General features: G+C 33.3%; 21 protein-coding genes. 4 read left to right on the top strand and 17 right to left on the bottom strand.

Features of this window, described 5'->3' with window-relative positions:
• The first annotated feature begins 127 nt into the window (after positions 1–127).
• The gene (locus tag ACLHDE_RS10295) at positions 128–565 is read left to right on the top strand and encodes a bacteriohemerythrin (RefSeq protein ID WP_415396331.1); all 438 of its coding nucleotides are present in this window, start codon (positions 128–130) and stop codon (positions 563–565) included.
• A gap of 9 nt (positions 566–574) precedes the next feature.
• Here ACLHDE_RS10295 and ACLHDE_RS10290 read toward each other — a convergent pair whose 3' ends face one another.
• From ACLHDE_RS10290 to ACLHDE_RS10245, 10 genes are all read right to left on the bottom strand, one after another.
• Positions 575–1,063 carry an RDD family protein gene (locus ACLHDE_RS10290; protein ID WP_415396330.1) on the bottom strand — a complete coding sequence of 163 codons (489 nt, stop codon included), beginning with the start codon at positions 1,061–1,063 and terminating at the stop codon, positions 575–577.
• A 17-nt stretch (positions 1,064–1,080) separates the two neighbouring features.
• Positions 1,081–2,526 (bottom strand): IMP dehydrogenase, encoded by a 1,446-nt coding sequence (gene guaB, locus ACLHDE_RS10285; RefSeq protein ID WP_415396329.1) that lies wholly within the window; start codon positions 2,524–2,526, stop codon positions 1,081–1,083.
• An 88-nt stretch (positions 2,527–2,614) separates the two neighbouring features.
• Positions 2,615–3,469: an ADP-ribosylglycohydrolase family protein gene (locus ACLHDE_RS10280; RefSeq protein ID WP_415396328.1), complete on the bottom strand. Its 855-nt coding sequence runs from the start codon at positions 3,467–3,469 to the stop codon at positions 2,615–2,617.
• A gap of 101 nt (positions 3,470–3,570) precedes the next feature.
• Positions 3,571–4,122, bottom strand: coding sequence for an HPP family protein (locus ACLHDE_RS10275; protein WP_415396327.1), 552 nt, complete (start codon positions 4,120–4,122; stop codon positions 3,571–3,573).
• Between the two features lie 114 nt (positions 4,123–4,236).
• A complete protein-coding gene (locus ACLHDE_RS10270; protein ID WP_415396326.1) occupies positions 4,237–5,139 on the bottom strand; it encodes a protoglobin domain-containing protein in 903 nt (300 codons plus the stop codon).
• A gap of 19 nt (positions 5,140–5,158) precedes the next feature.
• Entirely contained in the window at positions 5,159–6,502 is a 1,344-nt protein-coding gene (gene gatA / locus ACLHDE_RS10265; protein ID WP_415396325.1) for an Asp-tRNA(Asn)/Glu-tRNA(Gln) amidotransferase subunit GatA, read from the bottom strand.
• A 111-nt stretch (positions 6,503–6,613) separates the two neighbouring features.
• The gene (locus ACLHDE_RS10260) at positions 6,614–7,438 is read right to left on the bottom strand and encodes an AraC family transcriptional regulator (protein WP_415396324.1); all 825 of its coding nucleotides are present in this window, start codon (positions 7,436–7,438) and stop codon (positions 6,614–6,616) included.
• Between the two features lie 154 nt (positions 7,439–7,592).
• Positions 7,593–9,185: an oleate hydratase gene (locus tag ACLHDE_RS10255; protein WP_415396323.1), complete on the bottom strand. Its 1,593-nt coding sequence runs from the start codon at positions 9,183–9,185 to the stop codon at positions 7,593–7,595.
• 115 nt (positions 9,186–9,300) lie between these two features.
• A complete protein-coding gene (locus ACLHDE_RS10250) occupies positions 9,301–9,852 on the bottom strand; it encodes a hypothetical protein (protein ID WP_415396322.1) in 552 nt (183 codons plus the stop codon).
• Positions 9,853–9,947: 95 nt separating this feature from the next.
• Positions 9,948–11,186 carry a phosphatidylserine decarboxylase gene (locus ACLHDE_RS10245; RefSeq protein WP_415396321.1) on the bottom strand — a complete coding sequence of 413 codons (1,239 nt, stop codon included), beginning with the start codon at positions 11,184–11,186 and terminating at the stop codon, positions 9,948–9,950.
• Positions 11,187–11,402: 216 nt separating this feature from the next.
• Here ACLHDE_RS10245 and ACLHDE_RS10240 point away from each other — a divergent pair, with 216 nt between their 5' ends.
• Positions 11,403–12,299: a hypothetical protein gene (locus tag ACLHDE_RS10240; RefSeq protein ID WP_415396320.1), complete on the top strand. Its 897-nt coding sequence runs from the start codon at positions 11,403–11,405 to the stop codon at positions 12,297–12,299.
• A gap of 121 nt (positions 12,300–12,420) precedes the next feature.
• Here the strand turns inward: ACLHDE_RS10240 and ACLHDE_RS10235 are convergent, their stop codons facing one another.
• The 4 genes from ACLHDE_RS10235 to ACLHDE_RS10220 form a co-directional block, all read right to left on the bottom strand.
• Positions 12,421–12,630 (bottom strand): DUF6500 family protein, encoded by a 210-nt coding sequence (locus ACLHDE_RS10235; RefSeq protein WP_415396319.1) that lies wholly within the window; start codon positions 12,628–12,630, stop codon positions 12,421–12,423.
• A 28-nt stretch (positions 12,631–12,658) separates the two neighbouring features.
• A complete protein-coding gene (locus ACLHDE_RS10230; RefSeq protein WP_415396318.1) occupies positions 12,659–13,132 on the bottom strand; it encodes a DUF1348 family protein in 474 nt (157 codons plus the stop codon).
• A gap of 58 nt (positions 13,133–13,190) precedes the next feature.
• Positions 13,191–13,550: a TetR family transcriptional regulator C-terminal domain-containing protein gene (locus ACLHDE_RS10225; RefSeq protein WP_415396317.1), complete on the bottom strand. Its 360-nt coding sequence runs from the start codon at positions 13,548–13,550 to the stop codon at positions 13,191–13,193.
• Positions 13,551–13,652: 102 nt separating this feature from the next.
• Complete coding sequence (locus ACLHDE_RS10220) at positions 13,653–14,096, bottom strand: DUF6463 family protein (RefSeq protein ID WP_415396316.1); 444 nt, start codon at positions 14,094–14,096, stop codon at positions 13,653–13,655.
• A 119-nt stretch (positions 14,097–14,215) separates the two neighbouring features.
• Between ACLHDE_RS10220 and ACLHDE_RS10215 the strand changes: the two genes are divergently transcribed.
• Positions 14,216–14,461 carry a tyrosine-type recombinase/integrase gene (locus ACLHDE_RS10215; RefSeq protein ID WP_415396315.1) on the top strand — a complete coding sequence of 82 codons (246 nt, stop codon included), beginning with the start codon at positions 14,216–14,218 and terminating at the stop codon, positions 14,459–14,461.
• On the opposite strand, the gene ACLHDE_RS10210 is transcribed toward ACLHDE_RS10215, so the two are convergent.
• Positions 14,447–14,581 carry a hypothetical protein gene (locus ACLHDE_RS10210; protein ID WP_415396314.1) on the bottom strand — a complete coding sequence of 45 codons (135 nt, stop codon included), beginning with the start codon at positions 14,579–14,581 and terminating at the stop codon, positions 14,447–14,449. The two genes, ACLHDE_RS10215 and ACLHDE_RS10210, sit on opposite strands and share 15 nt — an antisense overlap.
• A gap of 170 nt (positions 14,582–14,751) precedes the next feature.
• Here ACLHDE_RS10210 and ACLHDE_RS10205 point away from each other — a divergent pair, with 170 nt between their 5' ends.
• Positions 14,752–14,910: a phage integrase N-terminal SAM-like domain-containing protein gene (locus ACLHDE_RS10205; protein WP_415396313.1), complete on the top strand. Its 159-nt coding sequence runs from the start codon at positions 14,752–14,754 to the stop codon at positions 14,908–14,910.
• A gap of 135 nt (positions 14,911–15,045) precedes the next feature.
• On the opposite strand, the gene ACLHDE_RS10200 is transcribed toward ACLHDE_RS10205, so the two are convergent.
• Both ACLHDE_RS10200 and ileS read right to left on the bottom strand, forming a co-directional pair.
• Positions 15,046–15,438, bottom strand: coding sequence for an avidin/streptavidin family protein (locus ACLHDE_RS10200; RefSeq protein ID WP_415396312.1), 393 nt, complete (start codon positions 15,436–15,438; stop codon positions 15,046–15,048).
• A gap of 418 nt (positions 15,439–15,856) precedes the next feature.
• Positions 15,857–18,616 carry an isoleucine--tRNA ligase gene (gene ileS, locus ACLHDE_RS10195; protein ID WP_415396311.1) on the bottom strand — a complete coding sequence of 920 codons (2,760 nt, stop codon included), beginning with the start codon at positions 18,614–18,616 and terminating at the stop codon, positions 15,857–15,859.
• Positions 18,617–18,657: the final 41 nt, after the last annotated feature.

Here is an 18,657-nt window from a genome sequence, read left to right as displayed (position 1 = left end):
GATTAAATCATCTTTTAACAATACCTGTTAAATATATAAAGAGAAAATAAATAATTAAAAGCAGATATACAAAGTGCTTATGATAAAATAAATAAAAAATAAATTTAATAGTTTTGGAGCTTGATTAATGTCATCTAGTCAAAAGATACCATGGGATGATAGATATAAAATTGGGATTGAAACGATTGATTACCAGCATAAAAGACTGTTTGAGTTAGTTAATAAACTCTATGATTTAGAAGATTCAAAAAGCACGAAAGAAGAACTTAGAGTTATTTTATATGAGTTCAAAGACTATATGCTAATTCATTTTCAAGAAGAAGAAGAGTATATGTTATCTATAAAATACACAGAATTAGAAGAGCATAAATTACTACATAAAGATATTATTGATAGTCTTGCACAAATTGTTCAAACACCTGCAAAATTAAGTATTCTTAAATCTAAAATGAGAGTAGTGGCGAAGCGTGTGCTTGTTGACCATATAATGCATGAAGATACAAAAATTAAAATCTTTGAGCTTGAAGAAGATGATGATACGTTTTTTGATATTACAGATCTTTAATTAGGTTAATTATTTATTATTATAAATAACTACAGTCCCGGCTAAAAGGTCGTGAAGTCCTCTTTTGTCTTTCCTGAATGCTACCATTAAAAAACCTATAAGAAGAGCTAGGGTAGAAACTATGTAGCCAATAGAGCGAGTTATGGCTTGTTTATTGTCTATGTCTTGAAGAGTCTTTGCATCTACTATTTTGATATGCACAAACTTTTTACCAGGAGTAGCACCTCTCCATCGTCTCCAAAAGAGCATAGTGATAATTAAAACGGAAACTTCAAAAAGAAGTTCCCACTTTAATGAAGTTTGTGGCTGATTTGCTAAAGCTTTATCAGCATTTCCACTCATTGCATAAGCGATATTTTGTTGATATTGTGAGAAGTCAAACCAGTTACCATCACTTAAAAAGTAAATGACTATAGCTATTGGCACAGCAAGAAAGAGAGTATCTAAGAATGAAGCAACAAAGCGAATCCAAAAACCAGCGTATTTTACTTCATTCATCTCTGTTCCTTTTAGAACTAAACTTGGTAGTTCGGCGCTTCTTGAGTGATGATAACATCGTGAACATGAGACTCTTTAAGTCCTGCACTTGTAATCTCAACAAATTCAGCTTTGTCCCAGAAAACTTCGATATTTTTACTTCCACAGTAACCCATAGAAGAACGAAGACCACCCATCATTTGGTGAACAATTCCAGCAATTGAGCCTCTAAAAGGAACACGACCTTCAATTCCCTCAGGAACTAGTTTGTCTGTTGCAGTTCCTTCTTGGAAATATCTATCAGTTGAACCTTTTTGCATAGCACCGATACTACCCATTCCACGGTATGACTTATACTGACGACCTTGAAACATTATAGTGTCACCTGGAGACTCTTCAGTACCGGCTAAAAGTGAACCAGCCATAATACACGAAGCACCAACAGCTAAAGCTTTGGCAATGTCTCCAGAGTATTTGATTCCACCATCAGCAATAACAGGAACACCATGTGGTCTTGCAGCTTGGGCACACTCAGCAATTGCAGAGATTTGAGGAACACCAACACCGGCAACGATTCTAGTCGTACAGATAGATCCAGGTCCTATTCCAACTTTAACACCGTCTGCTCCAGCTTCAATAAGCGCTTCAACAGCTTCTGCTGTAGCTATATTTCCAGCGATAACATCAACTTCCATAGTCTTTTTGATTTTTCTAACGGTATCTAAAATACCTTTTGAGTGACCATGTGCAGAGTCAAGAACTAAAACATCACATCCAGCATCTACCAATGCTCTTGCACGCTCAAATTGACCAACACCGATAGCTCCACCAACTATAAGTCTTCCAAATGCATCTTTGTTTGAGTTAGGGTATTCAATGCGTTTTGTGATATCTTTGATAGTCACAAGACCTTTTAAGAAACCTTCTTCATCAATAATTGGAAGTTTTTCTATCTTGTTTTTATGCATAATATCACCAGCTTCATCAAGAGAGATACCTTTTAGTGCAGTAATAAGAGGCATTTTAGTCATGGCTTCACTTGCTAATTTTTTCATATCTTTTTCAAATCTCATATCACGATTTGTTAAAATACCAAGAAGTTTATTATGAGTATCTATAACAGGAACACCTGAGATTTTGTACTCTTTCATCAGCTTTTGGGCGTCCGCAAGAGTAGCGTCTGGATGGACGAAAATAGGATCTATAATAATCCCACTCTCACTCTTTTTAACTTTAGTAATCTGCTTAGCTTGAGTTTTGACATCCATGTTTTTATGAATGATTCCGATACCACCAAGTCTAGCCATTGCAATAGCTGCTCTGTATTCAGTAACTGTATCCATTGCTGCTGAGACCATAGGAATTTTAAGTGAAATGTTACGAGTAAGTTTACTTTCTAGTGAAACCTCTTTTGGTAATACTTCAGAATATTGTGGTACTAACAGTACATCTTCAAATGTTAAGGCTCTTTTACGAATTCTCATGGTTATCCTTTGGTGCTAAGAATGTTATATGTTTATTTTTTATAATTTTCGGATTATACTTCTTTTGTGGTTAAAAAGAGGTAAATTATTATAGCAATGATATGTATTTCTTTATATCTTCCATTTTGTTGATACTCTTCATCCATTCCTCTGGAAGTTTAAAGTCATCTTGCGTCCCTAAAATCATAGCAACAACCATCCCCCTCGCTGAAGAATCTCCACCAGCTTTTACATTTTTTTGCATCACTGTTTTAAAATCATCTTCTAATGATAATAGATGAATAACTCCTGCAAAACCACCATCTATCCCACAAGCAGGACCAAACTCTCTAATAGTTGTAAAGGTATCGGCATCTTTACTCTTTACTCCTGCATCTATCCAAGTAGACAAGTCTGGATAGTTACTTTTTAATAACTCTATGTTCTTTTTAATATCTTGATTCTCTTTTGAATCCCACAATAGTTCTGCAAAAAATAGAGTAGAACTTATGGCTAGTTTAGAGTTGTGTGTTATTTCAGCAAATGCTTTACAGCGAGATAGAAATATTTCTTTTGTATCTGCATCTATAAGCAGAGGAGCAATATGTCCACAGATGCTAAGGTCATTTGATTCTGAACCAATATTCTCTAAAGCACCGCGTGTAGCACCATCTACATAACCATTATAATTAGACATCTTTTGGCTCCAAAAAGAGTAATAATCTTTTTTATCAAACTCTTTGTTTTGAGACAGGTATTCTAAAAGGTAAAGTGTCTGGTCTCCATAATGAGTAAAGTCACCTTTCACTTTTCCTTTATGCCAAATGGATTGAGCATCGTTAAGTGTTTCCCAGTCTATTGGTAGATTTCTAAGCTGTTGTTCTTCATAAACCCAATGAGCACCAAGAGAGTAAGCATCTGCGACGAGAGAAGAAATAATAGAGTTTGATATTTGTTTATTCATTATATAACCTTATATGTAGAAGATATTTAACTTGTTTAATAATATCTTCATAAACTAAAAGGTGGGTTTGTAGTTTTTTTAGACTAGAAGATAAGTTTGGATTAAAACCAACTTCGTGGATAGTGTCTTTTTGGATTACTTGAAAGGTTGTTTACTGCTAAAGCTATAATTAACAATATAAACGCACCGATTGCAATTGGAGATATAACATACATATAATCCAATCCATGAATTGTGTCACTTCCAATTACTGCGATAAGTGCAGTTGCTCCACCTGGTGGATGCATTGTGCATGTGTATTGCATGGCTATAATTGAGAGTGATACAGCAAGCGCCCCTAACATTGAGATGTCAAGGTTGATGTATTTATAGACTGTTATACCAATAATGGCAGATATTACATGACCGCCAATCAGGTTTCTAGGCTGTGAAAAGTCAGCTTGCGGAGCACCATAAAGAAGTACAGCAGACGCTCCAAAAGAACCAACAAGCAACATACTGTTTAGTATATTTATATGCATCAATTGAGGAATAATAGAAACAAGATAGATTCCTATAAATGAACCAATTCCCGACCATATAATTTTACTAAATGGTTTTCTAGGTAAAGATCTTTCCTGCCCTTTCATTTTGCTAAAATATCTTTTAATCATTGTTAAATAATTCCTTGAAAAATATTTTGCTATTATAGCTAGGAATAATGCTAAATTATACGATGCAAATCAATATTTTGCTAGTTCCAATGGAATTTTTTAAGATTTAAATTATTATAAAGTTAAGTTTCTCTTTGCACCAACAAGCCAATATGCGATTGCTAAACTAACTATAACAATACCAATAATCAAAAGGTCATTCACTTTTTCAGAAGAGAGTGAATAAATCAATACTTTTCTAATAAGTGCTGCCATAGCTAGCATAATAAAGGCACCAATGGCAAAGCCTTTGCCTTGAAGATGGTTTATCTCTTCATGAATCAACTCAATGGCCGCCCATAAAACCAGTAAACTTCCCAAAACAGTCAATATACCTTTTTCTATACCGATATCGGAGAAAAACAGTAGATAAATATCATAAACAAATAAGCCAATTGCAAAGAAAGCAACAAGAGCTAAGGCACCGGCAAGAAAGAAATTGACATATGAATTGAATTTTTTTAGACCAGATAAAATTGTTTTTTCAAATGTAGATAATGATAAAAATTTACTCAACTCTTCTTCTCTGTAAGAACTTGTGAGAACATCAAGATTCATATCTATTATTTTTTCTACAGCATTAATTTCTTTAAGATGCTGCTCTTTATTGTCAAAATTTATCTCTATACTGGTTAGAATAAAAGTTCGGACAAAAGTGAAGGCGGAGTTTACATAGTGTGTAGGTAGTCCAATCTTTACATGTATCTCACCTATTTTATATAGATACATAAAGTATGGCATATCATATTTGCCACAAAACAGGTTAATAAACCACTCTTTTATTTTTTTACGATGGTGTGCAATAATATCTTTGTTCTTTAAAAATTGAGCAGTTTTTCCAAAACCCCAGATGTAATCATAAAACTCATCTATAAACTGATCTGCAAGTTTTTCCATCCTAGGTTGCAGATGTTTGAGTATTTTAGCTTCTTCTTCTGTGAATTTATAGTCTGCTTTTAAAGTGTTATATTGTTGCATTGCAATTCCTTTAGAATTTTTACATGGTGTAGTTTATCTGCTTTTCTAAGCTTAATGCTCCGTCAAAAAGTGTCTGCTCCTCATAAGCTTTAGCGATAAGTTGAAGTCCTACAGGCATACCTTTATCTGACTTTGATATAGGAAGTGCTAGGGCAGGTAGTCCTGCTAGATTTACGCTAATAGAGTACAAATCACTCAAGTACATATCCATCGGATTTTCAAGCTCACCAAATTTTGGTGCTGTACCTGGTGCAATTGGTGAAAGTATTAAATCTACATCTTCAAAAATTTTGTTATATTGATCTTTTATCATGTGTCTTGTTTTTTGAGCTTTGACGTAGTAAGCTTCATAGTATCCACTTGAAAGTACAAAGTTTCCAAGTAAAATACGACGCTTAACTTCATCTCCAAAACCGTTACTACGAGTCTTGATAAAAGTATCTTCAAGGTTTGAACCAGTTACACGATTACCATAACGGATACCGTCATAACGTGCAAGGTTTGTAGCAGCTTCAGCAGTTGCAGTGATGTAGTAAGCAGAGATATCAAACTTGGCATCCATCAGTTCACGTTCTACTATTGTATGACCGGCAGCTTTTAGTGCATCTATAGCTATTTCATAAGCTTTTTTCACATCCTCACTTGCATTTTCAACATGCTTAGCAAGAACAGCAATAGTCATTTTTCTGTTTGCATCTAGTTTGTCTGAAACTTTGTCATTCATATCTGCAGAAGTTGAGTCTTTAGCATCGTGACCGCTGATAATGTCATACAAAATTGCAGCATCTTCGACATTTTGAGTCATCGGTCCTATTTGGTCAAGTGAAGATGCGTAAGCACCTAAACCGTAACGGCTAACTCTTCCATAAGTCGGCTTCATTCCAACTATGCCGCAATATGCAGCTGGTTGACGGATAGATCCACCGGTATCACTACCAAGTGCTGCAATAGCAAGTCCCCCAGCAACTGCAGCAGCAGAACCACCAGAGCTACCACCTGGAACATAGTCTGAATTGTGAGGATTTAAAGTTTTCCCATAAAAGCTAGATTCAGTAGTTGAACCCATAGCAAACTCATCCATGTTTGTTCTACCAAATGGACTTAAGCCTGCTTTTTTCATCTTCTGTATAACAGTTGCATTGTATGGAGCGATGTAGCCTTGAAGGATGTTTGAGCCAGAAGTAACAGCCCAACCATTTACCTGAATATTGTCTTTAATAGCGATAGGTACACCATCTCCAACATTGTTTACATCTATATAAGCGTTTAGTTCAGGTCTTGCTTCTATCTTAGCTTTTAGTTCTTCTTTAAATTTGTTTAGTTCGTCTTTACTTAACTTTAGGGCTTGTTTTAATGTAATCACTAATTATCCTATCTTTATAAATTATTTAGTGCATTATAGCAAAATGTGTTTATTTTTTCTTTAGTAGTATTTTGTAAACTACAAAAGAGTTAAGATTTGATTTGTTATATATCAGCTGATTGGTATATAAAGTTCTGTTCGTAAATCTTCTTCTTTTATTCCTGTTGGATCAAGATCAAGATATTTTTGCACCGATGGCTCATCCCTTAAACTTGTACCTGTTTCCACAATCCAGTCGCCGATGCTTCTAAAAGTTTCTTCTAAAAGTTCGTAAGAACCTTTGTGTACAAATAGTGCATATTTACCACCGGCTATTTGTTTTTTAGAAACCTCGCCTTTGGGATTTATACTATCATTTAACTCTAAACAAGCATCATAACGCAAATTATTTTCCTCTATCACATTTGGATTATCATGTGAAATTCCATACCTTGCGACTACTTTTTCAAACAGCCCGTACTCTGTAACAAATGCAACCATTGTCTTCCACGCTTCATCGGCAGAACTTAAATAGTATCCTGTTTTTCTTACATATAGAACTTCAATAGGTTCTATATGTATAATTTTTGGCTCTAACATTTTGTTTCCTTTTTTCTTTTTTGCATTTTTTGAAAACTCTTTTGGAGTTATCCCAAAATGTTTTTTAAAAGCTTTTGAAAAAGAAGCATTTGTTTCATATCCACTTGTTTGTGCAATTTGAGTGATATTTAGATTTGTTTTGAACTTCATTGTCGTACTTGAAAGTCTTACTCTTCTTATGTATTGACTTAAATTCTCACCGACAATAGATTTAAAAATCCTATGAAAATGATATTTTGAAAAACCTGCAACTTTAGATAGCTCTTCAAGGCTTAAATCATAATTATAATTTTGTTCTATATAATAGATGATTTTGTAAATACTTTGAAGATACTCATCTTTGGTTGTCATTTTCATCTTGCCTCTTTTTAAAAACTTTGTAGGAAAATTATAGAGAATATAAAAATTAAAAACTACTCCGAGATTGCTGTTTTATTTCTATGGATAACGCCAAGTTCACCGACAGAATGGAGCGCATCGGAATTACTGTCCGTTGTAGCGCTTTGTTATATTATCTATTAATAGCTTTGAGTGCTCGAAGTAAATATTTTGGATTGTGTGCCGAATCGTACATTGGATGTACCTTCTTATCGGTATCAAATAGACCATAAACTGCCATTTGAGCTGTCCGAACAGAATATTCAACTGTAAATACACAATCTTTTGGCGCTTCAGCAAATTGACCTAAAAAGGCAAAGTTCGTCGCTCCTTTTGGTATAACATTTGGCCTATCATCAATTTCTCTCGGCATAAAAAGACTATCAATAAACGGCATAGCAACAGGGATACAATTTACCTTCCCGGCTTTTGTAATCGGTTCCATTATGTCTTGAATTTTCAAATGAAAATAAAGCTCTTCTAGCATTTCAGCACCGCTGCACTCTGCCATTGTTTTACCTATGTAATTCCCTTTTCTATCAGGATAGAGTCCATAGCCCCAAAAAATCTTAACATCATCAGGTTGATTTGGAAAATGAGGCTGTCGTGCTATAACAAATGACATGAGCCAGTTCGAGTCAGTCAAGGTAACAAGTCCGCCTGTTCCATCTACATTGCCCGAGAAGTTTTCCATATAATCTAGAAATGTACTATCATTCATAGTTGCTGTAAATGAGTACCATTTTTGTAAATCAATATTGTCACAGAATGGATTTGGATTACCAAAAGCCTTGTCTTTTTTTGCTATGCTTTTCCACAGCTTCCAGGAGGCAGATTCTTCCAAGCCCTTCAATTTTGCAGGGGTATCCCATGTTCCATTATCAGAGCTGTCTGTTATAGAGCCATTTGTGATAAACACAAAATCATTTTTGCCAAGTACTATTTCAGTTTTGTCTTTAAAGTGGAGCACTGTAGCACTCTTTTTATCAGCAGATAGATTGAAATCAATATCAACAACCTCTTTGTTCATTTTAAATCTCACACCCTTTTCTTCAAGGTATTTTTTCATGGGTCGTACTACAGAGTCGTATTGATTGTATTTGGTGCGCATTACACCGCCCAATCTGGGCAATCCCTCAATAAGATGGATGAACCTTTTCATATATCTTCTCATTTCGGCAAGACTGCTCCATTTTTGGAATGCAAACATGGAAGTCCATATATACCAAAAATTGGTGTCAAAAAAAGCTTGATCAAACCAATCTTCTATTCGTTTATTACCAAGAGAATTCTCTGAAACAAGGGTTAATTTAACAAAATCAGTTTTTTGTTTAAACGATAAACTATAAGAAGAGACATCCAGTTTTTTTCCATCTTTCAACAGGCGGGCCTGTCCGTTTGAAACAAACCGTTCGTTAAAATCATAAGATTCATCTCTTACCGAAACATTCGGATCTTCCAGTGAAGGAATGTGAGAAAGCAGTTCCCAGTAACATTCGTAGTGCATTTCGTGCATTCTTCCACCACGTACAACAAATCCCCTCTCTTTATCACCAGCACCGTCTGTGGCTCCGCCAGGGATTGAATCTTTTTCTAAAATGTGAATATTCTCACCAGGAATGCCAGCATCTTTTTCTAAATATACAGCACTTGCAAGTCCAGCGATTCCGCTGCCAATAATATACACATTTGAATCTTTCAGCTTATTATTTATTTCCGTTTTCATAAAATTATCCTTTAATTATTTCTACTTGTAAGTTTGCACATAACATTTGTCTTGAGCAATAATTTGTTAGGTGTTTTAGTGATAAAGTAGCCTGTTCACTTCAATCTCTTAGTCGTCAAAAAATTATAATAAAAGTAAGAAGACCAAAAAACATTGCCAGCAAACTAGACCTTTTATAATGTGAAATGCTCAGGGCCATATATACTCCAGAAGCAAAGAGAAGTATTAATCCTATAACTAATATTAGAGAGAATACTTTAAATACACTACCTGCTTCAGCCCGATGTATACGCATGAGTTGGGTTAAAAGACTTCGTTGACGATGGGTTACTTTGACTACTTTACTATGTTTTGTAGCTACAGCAGTGACAGAATACTTTAAATCACTCCATTTCAATTTGTAATTAGACTTTTGTTTTTTTAAAATCGGATTAGCATCAGGAATAAAAAGTTTCTTTTCATTAAGAACTTGAGTAAGTGCCAAAGTTAGTATTTCTAAATCAGGCTTAAAAGGCTTTTCTAACTCAAGAGAAAAGGTCTCTTTTTGTATACTGCCTTTAATATCCAAAGTATACAATGCACCACTAATAAAATATATAAGTGCCAAAGGGAGTAAAAAACTAGCAAGTAGCATATGCCACCGTATGATATTCGAACGTTTAAACATATTAAATTCCTTTAACTTATTATCTTCAGTATTATAAACAAATAATGCACTGTTCATCCATATTATTCTAGAGAATCAATAGGGAATTTACCACCTCAGTTATCTCCACTTGTATCAAATATTCCAATCTGATTTCCCATACGAACTCGTATAGCATCTGACTTATACTGATTTGGTTCAAATATTAATATTACCATTGAACCTCCATATGCAAAGTTTCCAAGTCTTTCACCTCTTTTGGCAGGTAGTGGTTTGGTAACATTTTCAAATTTCTTGTTAAATACGATTGAACTTATGGTATTTAACCCAATTGGTATTACAGCAACATGACCATATTTACCAGTATCTATTATAAAATAGCCACGTTTAAAGTTCTCAAACTGGCTAAAATCTGTACCATGGTACCCTACATTGCCATTAATAGATACCCAAGATGGAAAATCATCATAACCATAGTAAGCATCTTGTATTATTTTTGATTCTACTATATTTCCACCAACAGGGGCATGATAGTGGTGATAAGTATTTGGCATTAATACACAAGAAAAAGCTGTACCTCCAATAAATTTATCTGCATATTTAGAACCATCGAGCATATCTACAATATTTAGTGCTTGACGACCTTTTGTTGGTATGAGTGTATTTTTATCAGATATTTTCTGAGGGATTGAGTTCATAATAGCATCTGCAGGTGATGAGATTATATAATCAAGCTCAGGCAATGTTTGTGGACGACTTTTATCTTGATTTTTAAGAGTTCGTACAAAAAATTCATTAAATGATTTAAACCCACCATCTGGTGCAGTTGGATTTGGAAGTACATAATCTTCTTTTTCAATCCTAACATCATTTAACCAACTTGTAATCTTTGAAGTAGACTCTTTACTGTTCATAAATCCACCTCTTTGTTTTGCAAACTCTTGCATTATTTCCCTACCTGGTGATTTTTGAACAAAATCTACACCATATTGATTTTTATAATAGAACCAAACAAATTTTTCAATATATTTTAATCCTGTATCATGACTTCCCATAGCTTCAGGAAGAAAAGTTGACCATTTATTTAAAAAAAGAATAAGGTCAGAAAATTCTTTGCCAATCCAAGGATTACCATCAGGATATTCATCTGGTAACTGTTGCATATTCTTAAATGCGGTATCTATTAGCTTCTTAAGTGCAGTGTCATTTTTTGAATAATACGCTTTTTCTAGCTTCGTGATCGATTCATAGCATGGACCTTTAGGATCTGCTAGAAATGTTTGAGCATAAAGTGTTGAATGCATCAACATACTCATCATCCCTGTTACGATAATTAGTCGTGTCATCTTTTTCATTTAATATTACTCCCTATGGATTTTTTTTAAGTGAATCTTCTTGTCTAAATTATAGCTTTTTCGCTATTTGGTGTAATTTTGTAATTGTAATTAAGACAATATATCTAAAAAACACAATTTTATATGTAAATATATCAAATATTATATTATATGGTAAAATGTATTTTTGAGTTTATCTTTTTAGATTAAAATTTAAGATTATTATGGAGAAATAAAATGAAAACTATTACCCCCGTTTACGAAGCCTCTTCTACTTGTAATTCTAATCAAAAAGCACTTCTTAATGAGATATTATCTCACACGCTTGAAGTGTTGGATCATATGCATACTGATGCTACGGAAGTAAATGAAAATAATGCTCATAGTGATGCTTTTGCACAAGCTTTTGGAGCAATAAACAAAAAAAAAGTTCTCTTTGTATTGAGAAGAATTCATCAGATGATAGATGTTACTACAATAAAAATATTAGACTGCAAAGGAAAGGGTTCGAGAGGGAGTGCTTCTGCATACAGCTCTCAAGAACATGGATACTATCTCGGTACTAGCATTCTTTTAAGCAGTGATAGAGTATCAGAAGACTTATCAGTTCCAACAAACTATGGAACAATGATACATGAATTATCACATGGGATTTGTAAGACAGTTGATTCCGAAAAAGGCGGTGATCCAATTTACTATCCAAGTCTTGCCTATAATGAAATGAAAGATAGATCAATAATATATAGATTTGCAGATGCGTATCGTGTATATGCTGAATTAGTTCAAAAAGATTATCACTATGTTACAATGGCAGTATCTAACAATCCAATTGTCCCTATTGTAGAAGATATAAAAAATATTAATTGGAGTCCAAAAAATCCAGTTTATTCAGGGACAGAACTCACAATTAACTGGGACAAGGTACCAAGTGCAACTGCATATGATGTTCAACTTATTTGTAATAACTCTATTATTATAGATTTTGGAGAAATAATAGATACTCAAGTTAAATACAAACTTACACAACAAGATATGTATCAATCCTTGACTATTTCTATTCAAGCAGTATCAACTGATGACGTATTAACATACGTAGCTGCATCAAGTTATTATACTGGCAACAGTCAGGGATAAAATAAAGTAGCCTCCTATCTAAAAGAAAAACGATAGGTTATACTTTTTTTGAATTATAAGTCGTATCTATTCTAGTATTAGGGTAAACTATTGGTCTCCTCGTACTTGTTATGTTTTAAACTCACTCAACCATCTTTTTAATTTTTATAGCTTTTTCAAAATGGTCTAATTTATTTGTTAAAATCCACCACTCTGCAACTTCCATTAATAATTCTGGATCATCATTTTTGTTTGAAAAAAATGCATAAAATGACAATCCTACACTTGAACCCTTGTCTTTAATTTTTTTATTACAAACTTCAATCATTTTACTTTTAAAAGATTCTCTCATTTATTTCCTTGTTATATCTTGGGCTATTTTACAACCCAATTTTACTTAAAGATGGATAATCCTCTGGTCTTGTATCCTCTTCCCAAAGTAATTTTCTATCACTTTTATTTATAGCTAAGTCATTAATACTCGCAAATCTAACTTTCATTAGTCCTTTTTCATTAAATTCCCAATTTTCATTTCCATAACTTCTATACCATTGTCCGTTATCATCATGCCATTCATAAGCAAATCTTACAGCAATTCTATCTTCTGTATATGCCCATAATTCTTTACATAGTTTATAATTTAACTCTTTTAAATACTTATTTTCTAAAAAAGAGATGATTTCATCTCTACCATTTATAAATAAATTTCTATTTCTCCACTTACTGTCTAAACTATAAGCAGTTGCTATTTTTTCTGGGTTTTTTAGGTTCCATCCATTTTCTGCCATTTGTACCTTTTTTGTAGCACTCTCAAAATTAAATGGTGGTAATGGTTGTCTTATCTCTTCTTGCATATTCTTTCCTTTCAATGAAACAACCAAACGATTGTTTTGCTATTTAAGCTAAAAAAAATTATTTCAATAGAGCAATAATCTTTTTGCCGACTTTAAGATAATTGTCTGATTCTCCATATAAATTCATCATCATTATTTCACCTTGAGTTAATGCAACATATTCTTTTGCTAATTCTATGGCTCGGTTTTTACCATAATTATTTTTTAAAATATGTATTAAAGCTTTTTCCCAATTTGTAAAATATTCTCGTATCTCATTTTTAAATAAAACATTTTCAGATGATACTTCTAATGTTAAATTTCCCAATAAACAACCACCCTCACTATGTAAAAAGTAATCATCTATTTTTTGAACAAATAATTTTATTTTTTCTTTGTTTGATAAATCATCTTGATAGGCTATTTTATAAATATTCATGAATATATTTTAAAGATTCAAATCCAATTTCTTCTTTACTTTTAAAATGTCAAGAGTATTTGGATATAACGTTTATCGTGAGCGATAATTTTTCTGCTGGGGTTAATTATCGCGTTCCTCGTTCTTGTTAGCTGTCTTGGTTAGTTTGCTATTTCTTAAGTACATATAAATACCTTGTGGAAGTAATAAAAATGTCATTCCTGATAGTGGTATCATATATGAACCAATTAAGGATATTACTATAAAAATTATTGAAACACTTTTTTCGATATGACCATATTTTTTTTCATAACTATCTAATAAATGTCCATACATAAACATTAATGGTCCTGCATAAAAGAACCAAAAGGCTGCAAAATCTTGGTTTTTGATATTTCCTCCAAAAATAGGAAAATCTAAAAGACCATTATTTATATTAAAAAACAAGTCTTTTGAAAATTGATAAAATTGTTCACCAAAAACTCCAGGTATTACTACAAGTAAGACATGGACTATTCCTGTAATCATTAATAATCGACCATGTATTCTTTTAGGTGGTATCTTCATTTATACTCCAAGTTCTTTTGTCAGCCAACTATTTATTCAACGAACATTATAGCACTATTAATACCGTACATGTAAGATAAACAAACATTAAATTTGTATGTTTAATACTGAGGTGTAAAATGAGTGAAGTATCTCGTGATCCAAGAAGTAAAATTATTAGAAGACATCATATCCATGAACAAACATTAGGAAGAAATATACGCCAAGCTGCAAAAAAAGCAAATCTAAACAATCGTGTAACTTCACATATTTTTAGACACTCATATGCTACATATCCTCTTCAAGCTGGCATATATTTACGAAGCATTAAGAGTTGCTTGGGCATAAAGTTACAGCTTAAAAGTGTAGATTCACTCACAGCTTAGCTTTTTTTTAACAATTCCTTCTTTCCAGCCAAGATTTTTAAGATACTTAATATCACTTTTTGTAAGACCGCCTGCTCTTGTTGGATTTTGATTAACATCCAACATACCTTGATTTTTCATTTGTTGTTCTTCGTATAAATTTTAAATAGCTTAAGACTAACTATTTATTCAAACATATTATATGTTAAATTATCATGTTTATATTAAAAAAAATTGAATAAAATTCTTAAAACTAGTGTGTATGTTTAATGCTGTATATTAAAATATGAGTGTAAAAAAAGCTATTAGATTTGGTTCGAGATAAAATTCGTTTTAAACATTATAGTTTCTCAACTGAAAAAACTTATGTGCATTGGATTAAGCATTACATTTTATTTAATCACAAAAAAAACATCCTATCGAAATTGGCTCCTAAAATAGGATTTGAAGAGGTATTAATCATAGCTTGAGTTAATTTATCTGCAATATTAACACTAAAGTGAGTACACCTTATAATATAACATTTAATCAGAAAAATAGTTGTAACCGCATGGCAAACTATTTCTCCTAAGAGTTTTTTAACTCTATATATGCATCTGGATAAGTTAAGTGATTTGTGTAAAAATATCGCTACCGGCGAGGGTACTTTCCCACATATCAGAAGGAGAAGTTGGTTCTACAAGATGCCATAGTGTGTGTATTTCCCAGACACTAGTAGATGCGTTCCATATGGCTTGACCAGCCCAAGCAGAAATACTTCCGTCATTTGTAAAACTCACGGTAAATGTAATAATATTGGATGATACAAAACCAGTTAATGGATAAGTAGTTGTATCATTAACCCCACTTTTATATGTACCTGTAACAAGTCCACCACCATTAGGAAACTCTATTGTCATTATCGATCCAAGTTCGTTTTTAAACTCGTAACTCATCTGACTTTCATCTGTAAATGTTTTAACAGCTTTCTTTTTTAAGAAAGAATCTTTTATACTCATGATATTTTCCTTTTTAATAATATTGGTAAGTCTTCTATTCTTCCGTAAAGACACAATTTCCTTTCTAATCCTAAATGCTCCTTTTTAGTTGATTTGCTATACAAATAGTATACAAAAATACCAGTTAACATGTCAATATTATTAATTATAATATAATTAATAATAATATTAATTTAATATTTTTTTTACTTTTTAGTGAAAATATAATTGTTATGTTTAAAATAGGAACTATGAAAGGCATCGAATATACTATGATTTGTTTATATGTAGTTGCTGAGCTAAAGAGGGCTAAAGGTAATTAGCCCATTAGATTTTTAGTTATTTGAATTTTTTTACTAACAGTATCCCAACAGCGACAAGAGCAAATATCACAGCTACGCTAACTGCGATAAATGTAGCCGAAATAGGCTCTGCAAAATTAGGCATTTACAACTCTTGCACATCTCTCACAGGTTGAGTCTTCACTAGTTGCTTGGTACTTCCAACATCTAGGACATTTGTGAGCAGTTGCTTTTAAGATTGTAAATGTATCTTCATCGACTTTAAAACTACCTAGTTCTTCGCCTGACCCAGCTTCTGAAACAGATGAAACAACAAACCAGTCTTCGGCATCTATACTGTCTATTGCAAGTGCTATCTCAGAATCAGTCGAGATAACTAACTCTAAAGTACTTTTGATGATTTTCTCTTTTTTAAGAGCATCTACTATTGTTCCAAAACCTTCTCTTGCTTTAGTCATATACGCTGCATTAAAAGTAGATTCACCAGTTTGAATCTCTTCATAAGTCATATCAAAAATATTTTCTGCGTCACCTTTGATGATATCAGGAGCATTTTCTACGATTTCATCTGCTGTATAAGTTAAAATAGGAGCCATTAAAAGAAGCAGAGATTTAGTGATGATAACCATCGCACTCTGAGATGCCATTCTTCTCTTATCAGTCTTAGCGTTACAATAAAGAGAATCTTTTGTCATATCGATATACATACCGCTTAACTCATTAGCAATGAAGTTGTTTAGTGTGCTCATACCATTAACAAAGTTATACTCAGTAAATGATTTATGTATCTCGCTAAATGTCTTGCTAGAAACATTTAAAATCCACTTATCTAACTCTCCCATCTCACTGTAAGGAGTTAGAGTCTCCAAATCATTGATATTTGCAAGCATAATTCTAAAAGTATTTCTTAGTTTACGGTAGTTTTCACTTATTTGTTTTAATACATTGTCTGATATTCTTTGGTCATTCTGGTAGTCAGTCATAGCTACCCATAGTCGAAGAATTTCTGAACCATACTGTTTTATTATTTTATCAGGTAAGATAACATTACCTTTAGATTTTGACATTTTTTGACCATTTGCATCATTTGTAAATCCGTGTGTGATTACAGTCTTATATGGTGCTTTATGCTCAACCGCACAAGATAAAAATAGAGATGACTGAAACCATCCGCGATGCTGATCACTTCCTTCAAAATATACATCTGCCGGATACTCACCAGCGTCATAGTTACGAGATTTTAGAACTGAGTTCCAAGTTGAACCACTGTCAAACCATACATCTAAGATATCAGTTACTTTTTCCAGTTCGTCTGCTTTGTAACCGGCACCGGGATAAAGAAGGCTTTCGATTGGCATGGAGTACCAAGCGTCACTACCTTGCATCTCAAAAATCATAGCTACATAGTTTAGAACTTTCTCATCAAAGATAACTTCACCAGTTGCTTTTACTCTGAAAAATGCGATAGGAACACCCCAGTCACGCTGACGAGAGATACACCAGTCAGGACGGTTTTCAACCATAGAAGTAAGTCTTCTTCTTCCCGTCTCAGGTACAAAAAGAGTCTTCTCTATTTCACTTAAAGCTATATTTCTAAGCGTTTTGTCTTGTCCTTCTGGTTTTTCATCCACAGAGATAAACCACTGTTTAGTTGCTCTAAAGATTAGAGGAGTATGAGATCTCCAACAATGTGGATATGAGTGAGTAAATTTAGTGTCATAAAGCAAGGCATCACCTAAAAGCTCTAAGATTCTGTCATTACATTTGAAAATTAGTTGACCAACAAACTCTTGGGGGTTTGGAAGAAGTTTTTCTTTAACAACAGTCTCATCAAAACATCCAGTCTCATCAACAGGCATAATAACTTCTAAGTCATACTTTAGTCCAACACGGTAATCATCTTCACCATGACCAGGAGCTGTATGAACACCTCCTGTACCGCTATCCATTAGTACATGATCGCCTAAAACGATTTTTGAAGTTCTGCCATTTAGAGGGTTGATTGCAACTTGTTTCTCAAATATTTTAGCTTCTATATCTTTTTCAATCTCGCCTTTAACTACACCTAATTCTAATAGTGATTCAAAAAGAGCCTTTGCTACGATATAACCATCTGTAGTAAGAACATATTTTTCTTCAGGATGCAAAGATATACCAGTATTTGATGGAAGTGTCCAAGGAGTGGTTGTCCAGATTACGATAGAAGCTTTACCCTCAATGTCCGCTTTAGCTTTTGCCTCATCACTTAACTCAAAGGCTACGTAGATAGAGTGAGACTCTTTATCTTCATATTCAACTTCAGCTTCTGCTAGAGCAGTTCTCTCAGCCCATGACCAGTAAACAGGTTTGCTTCTCTCAATAAGAAGACCTTTTTTAGCAACACCACAAAGTGTACGGTAGATGTTTGCCTCAAATTTGTAGTCCATAGTTACATAAGGGTTTTCCCAATCAGCAATAATACCTAACTGCTTAAACTCACCTTTTTGGATATCAACAAATTTTGCAGCGTGAGCACGACAAAGTTCTCTTACTTTTGTAATCTCTAAAAGTTCTTTTTTCTTTTTACCGCCAAGTTTTTTTTCAACCTGTTGCTCTATTGGAAGACCATGACAATCCCAACCCGGAGTAAAACGAACAGATTTGCCATTAAAATAGTTTTGCTTGACTATAATATCTTTAACAATTTTATTTAGTGCGTGTCCAACATGAATATTTCCATTTGCATAAGGAGGTCCATCATGAAGAGTAAAGCTCGGGGCACCCTTACGGTTAGCTTTCATCTTTTCGTAGATTTTGTTCTCATCCCACGAAGCATAACGTTTAGGTTCATTGTTTATTAGATTGCCTCTCATGGCAAAGTTTGTAGTAGGTAAAAGTAGTGTCTCTTTGTAGTCCATCTGTACCTCAAAAGTGTTTAAAATTTTTGGATTATATCCAT

Origin of the sequence: Sulfurimonas iocasae (assembly GCF_047716755.1) — a bacterium.
Taxonomy (GTDB): Bacteria; Campylobacterota; Campylobacteria; order Campylobacterales; family Sulfurimonadaceae; genus Sulfurimonas.
The sequence above is the reverse complement of the archived record's forward strand: the minus strand, read 5'-3'. Positions and strand labels throughout refer to the sequence as shown.

What these genes read in the sequence shown, in the direction of transcription:
- ACLHDE_RS10295 (WP_415396331.1), top strand. Translation starts at nt 128, where the DNA reads ATGTCATCTAGTCAAAAGATACCATGGGATGATAGATATAAAATTGGG.
- ACLHDE_RS10290 (WP_415396330.1), bottom strand. Translation starts at nt 1,063, where the DNA reads ATGAATGAAGTAAAATACGCTGGTTTTTGGATTCGCTTTGTTGCTTCA.
- guaB (WP_415396329.1), bottom strand. Translation starts at nt 2,526, where the DNA reads ATGAGAATTCGTAAAAGAGCCTTAACATTTGAAGATGTACTGTTAGTA.
- ACLHDE_RS10280 (WP_415396328.1), bottom strand. Translation starts at nt 3,469, where the DNA reads ATGAATAAACAAATATCAAACTCTATTATTTCTTCTCTCGTCGCAGAT.
- ACLHDE_RS10275 (WP_415396327.1), bottom strand. Translation starts at nt 4,122, where the DNA reads ATGATTAAAAGATATTTTAGCAAAATGAAAGGGCAGGAAAGATCTTTA.
- ACLHDE_RS10270 (WP_415396326.1), bottom strand. Translation starts at nt 5,139, where the DNA reads ATGCAACAATATAACACTTTAAAAGCAGACTATAAATTCACAGAAGAA.
- ACLHDE_RS10260 (WP_415396324.1), bottom strand. Translation starts at nt 7,438, where the DNA reads ATGAAAATGACAACCAAAGATGAGTATCTTCAAAGTATTTACAAAATC.
- ACLHDE_RS10255 (WP_415396323.1), bottom strand. Translation starts at nt 9,185, where the DNA reads ATGAAAACGGAAATAAATAATAAGCTGAAAGATTCAAATGTGTATATT.
- ACLHDE_RS10250 (WP_415396322.1), bottom strand. Translation starts at nt 9,852, where the DNA reads ATGTTTAAACGTTCGAATATCATACGGTGGCATATGCTACTTGCTAGT.
- ACLHDE_RS10245 (WP_415396321.1), bottom strand. Translation starts at nt 11,186, where the DNA reads ATGAAAAAGATGACACGACTAATTATCGTAACAGGGATGATGAGTATG.
- ACLHDE_RS10240 (WP_415396320.1), top strand. Translation starts at nt 11,403, where the DNA reads ATGAAAACTATTACCCCCGTTTACGAAGCCTCTTCTACTTGTAATTCT.
- ACLHDE_RS10235 (WP_415396319.1), bottom strand. Translation starts at nt 12,630, where the DNA reads ATGAGAGAATCTTTTAAAAGTAAAATGATTGAAGTTTGTAATAAAAAA.
- ACLHDE_RS10230 (WP_415396318.1), bottom strand. Translation starts at nt 13,132, where the DNA reads ATGCAAGAAGAGATAAGACAACCATTACCACCATTTAATTTTGAGAGT.
- ACLHDE_RS10225 (WP_415396317.1), bottom strand. Translation starts at nt 13,550, where the DNA reads ATGAATATTTATAAAATAGCCTATCAAGATGATTTATCAAACAAAGAA.
- ACLHDE_RS10220 (WP_415396316.1), bottom strand. Translation starts at nt 14,096, where the DNA reads ATGAAGATACCACCTAAAAGAATACATGGTCGATTATTAATGATTACA.
- ACLHDE_RS10215 (WP_415396315.1), top strand. Translation starts at nt 14,216, where the DNA reads ATGAGTGAAGTATCTCGTGATCCAAGAAGTAAAATTATTAGAAGACAT.
- ACLHDE_RS10210 (WP_415396314.1), bottom strand. Translation starts at nt 14,581, where the DNA reads ATGAAAAATCAAGGTATGTTGGATGTTAATCAAAATCCAACAAGAGCA.
- ACLHDE_RS10200 (WP_415396312.1), bottom strand. Translation starts at nt 15,438, where the DNA reads ATGAGTATAAAAGATTCTTTCTTAAAAAAGAAAGCTGTTAAAACATTT.
- ileS (WP_415396311.1), bottom strand. Translation starts at nt 18,616, where the DNA reads ATGGACTACAAAGAGACACTACTTTTACCTACTACAAACTTTGCCATG.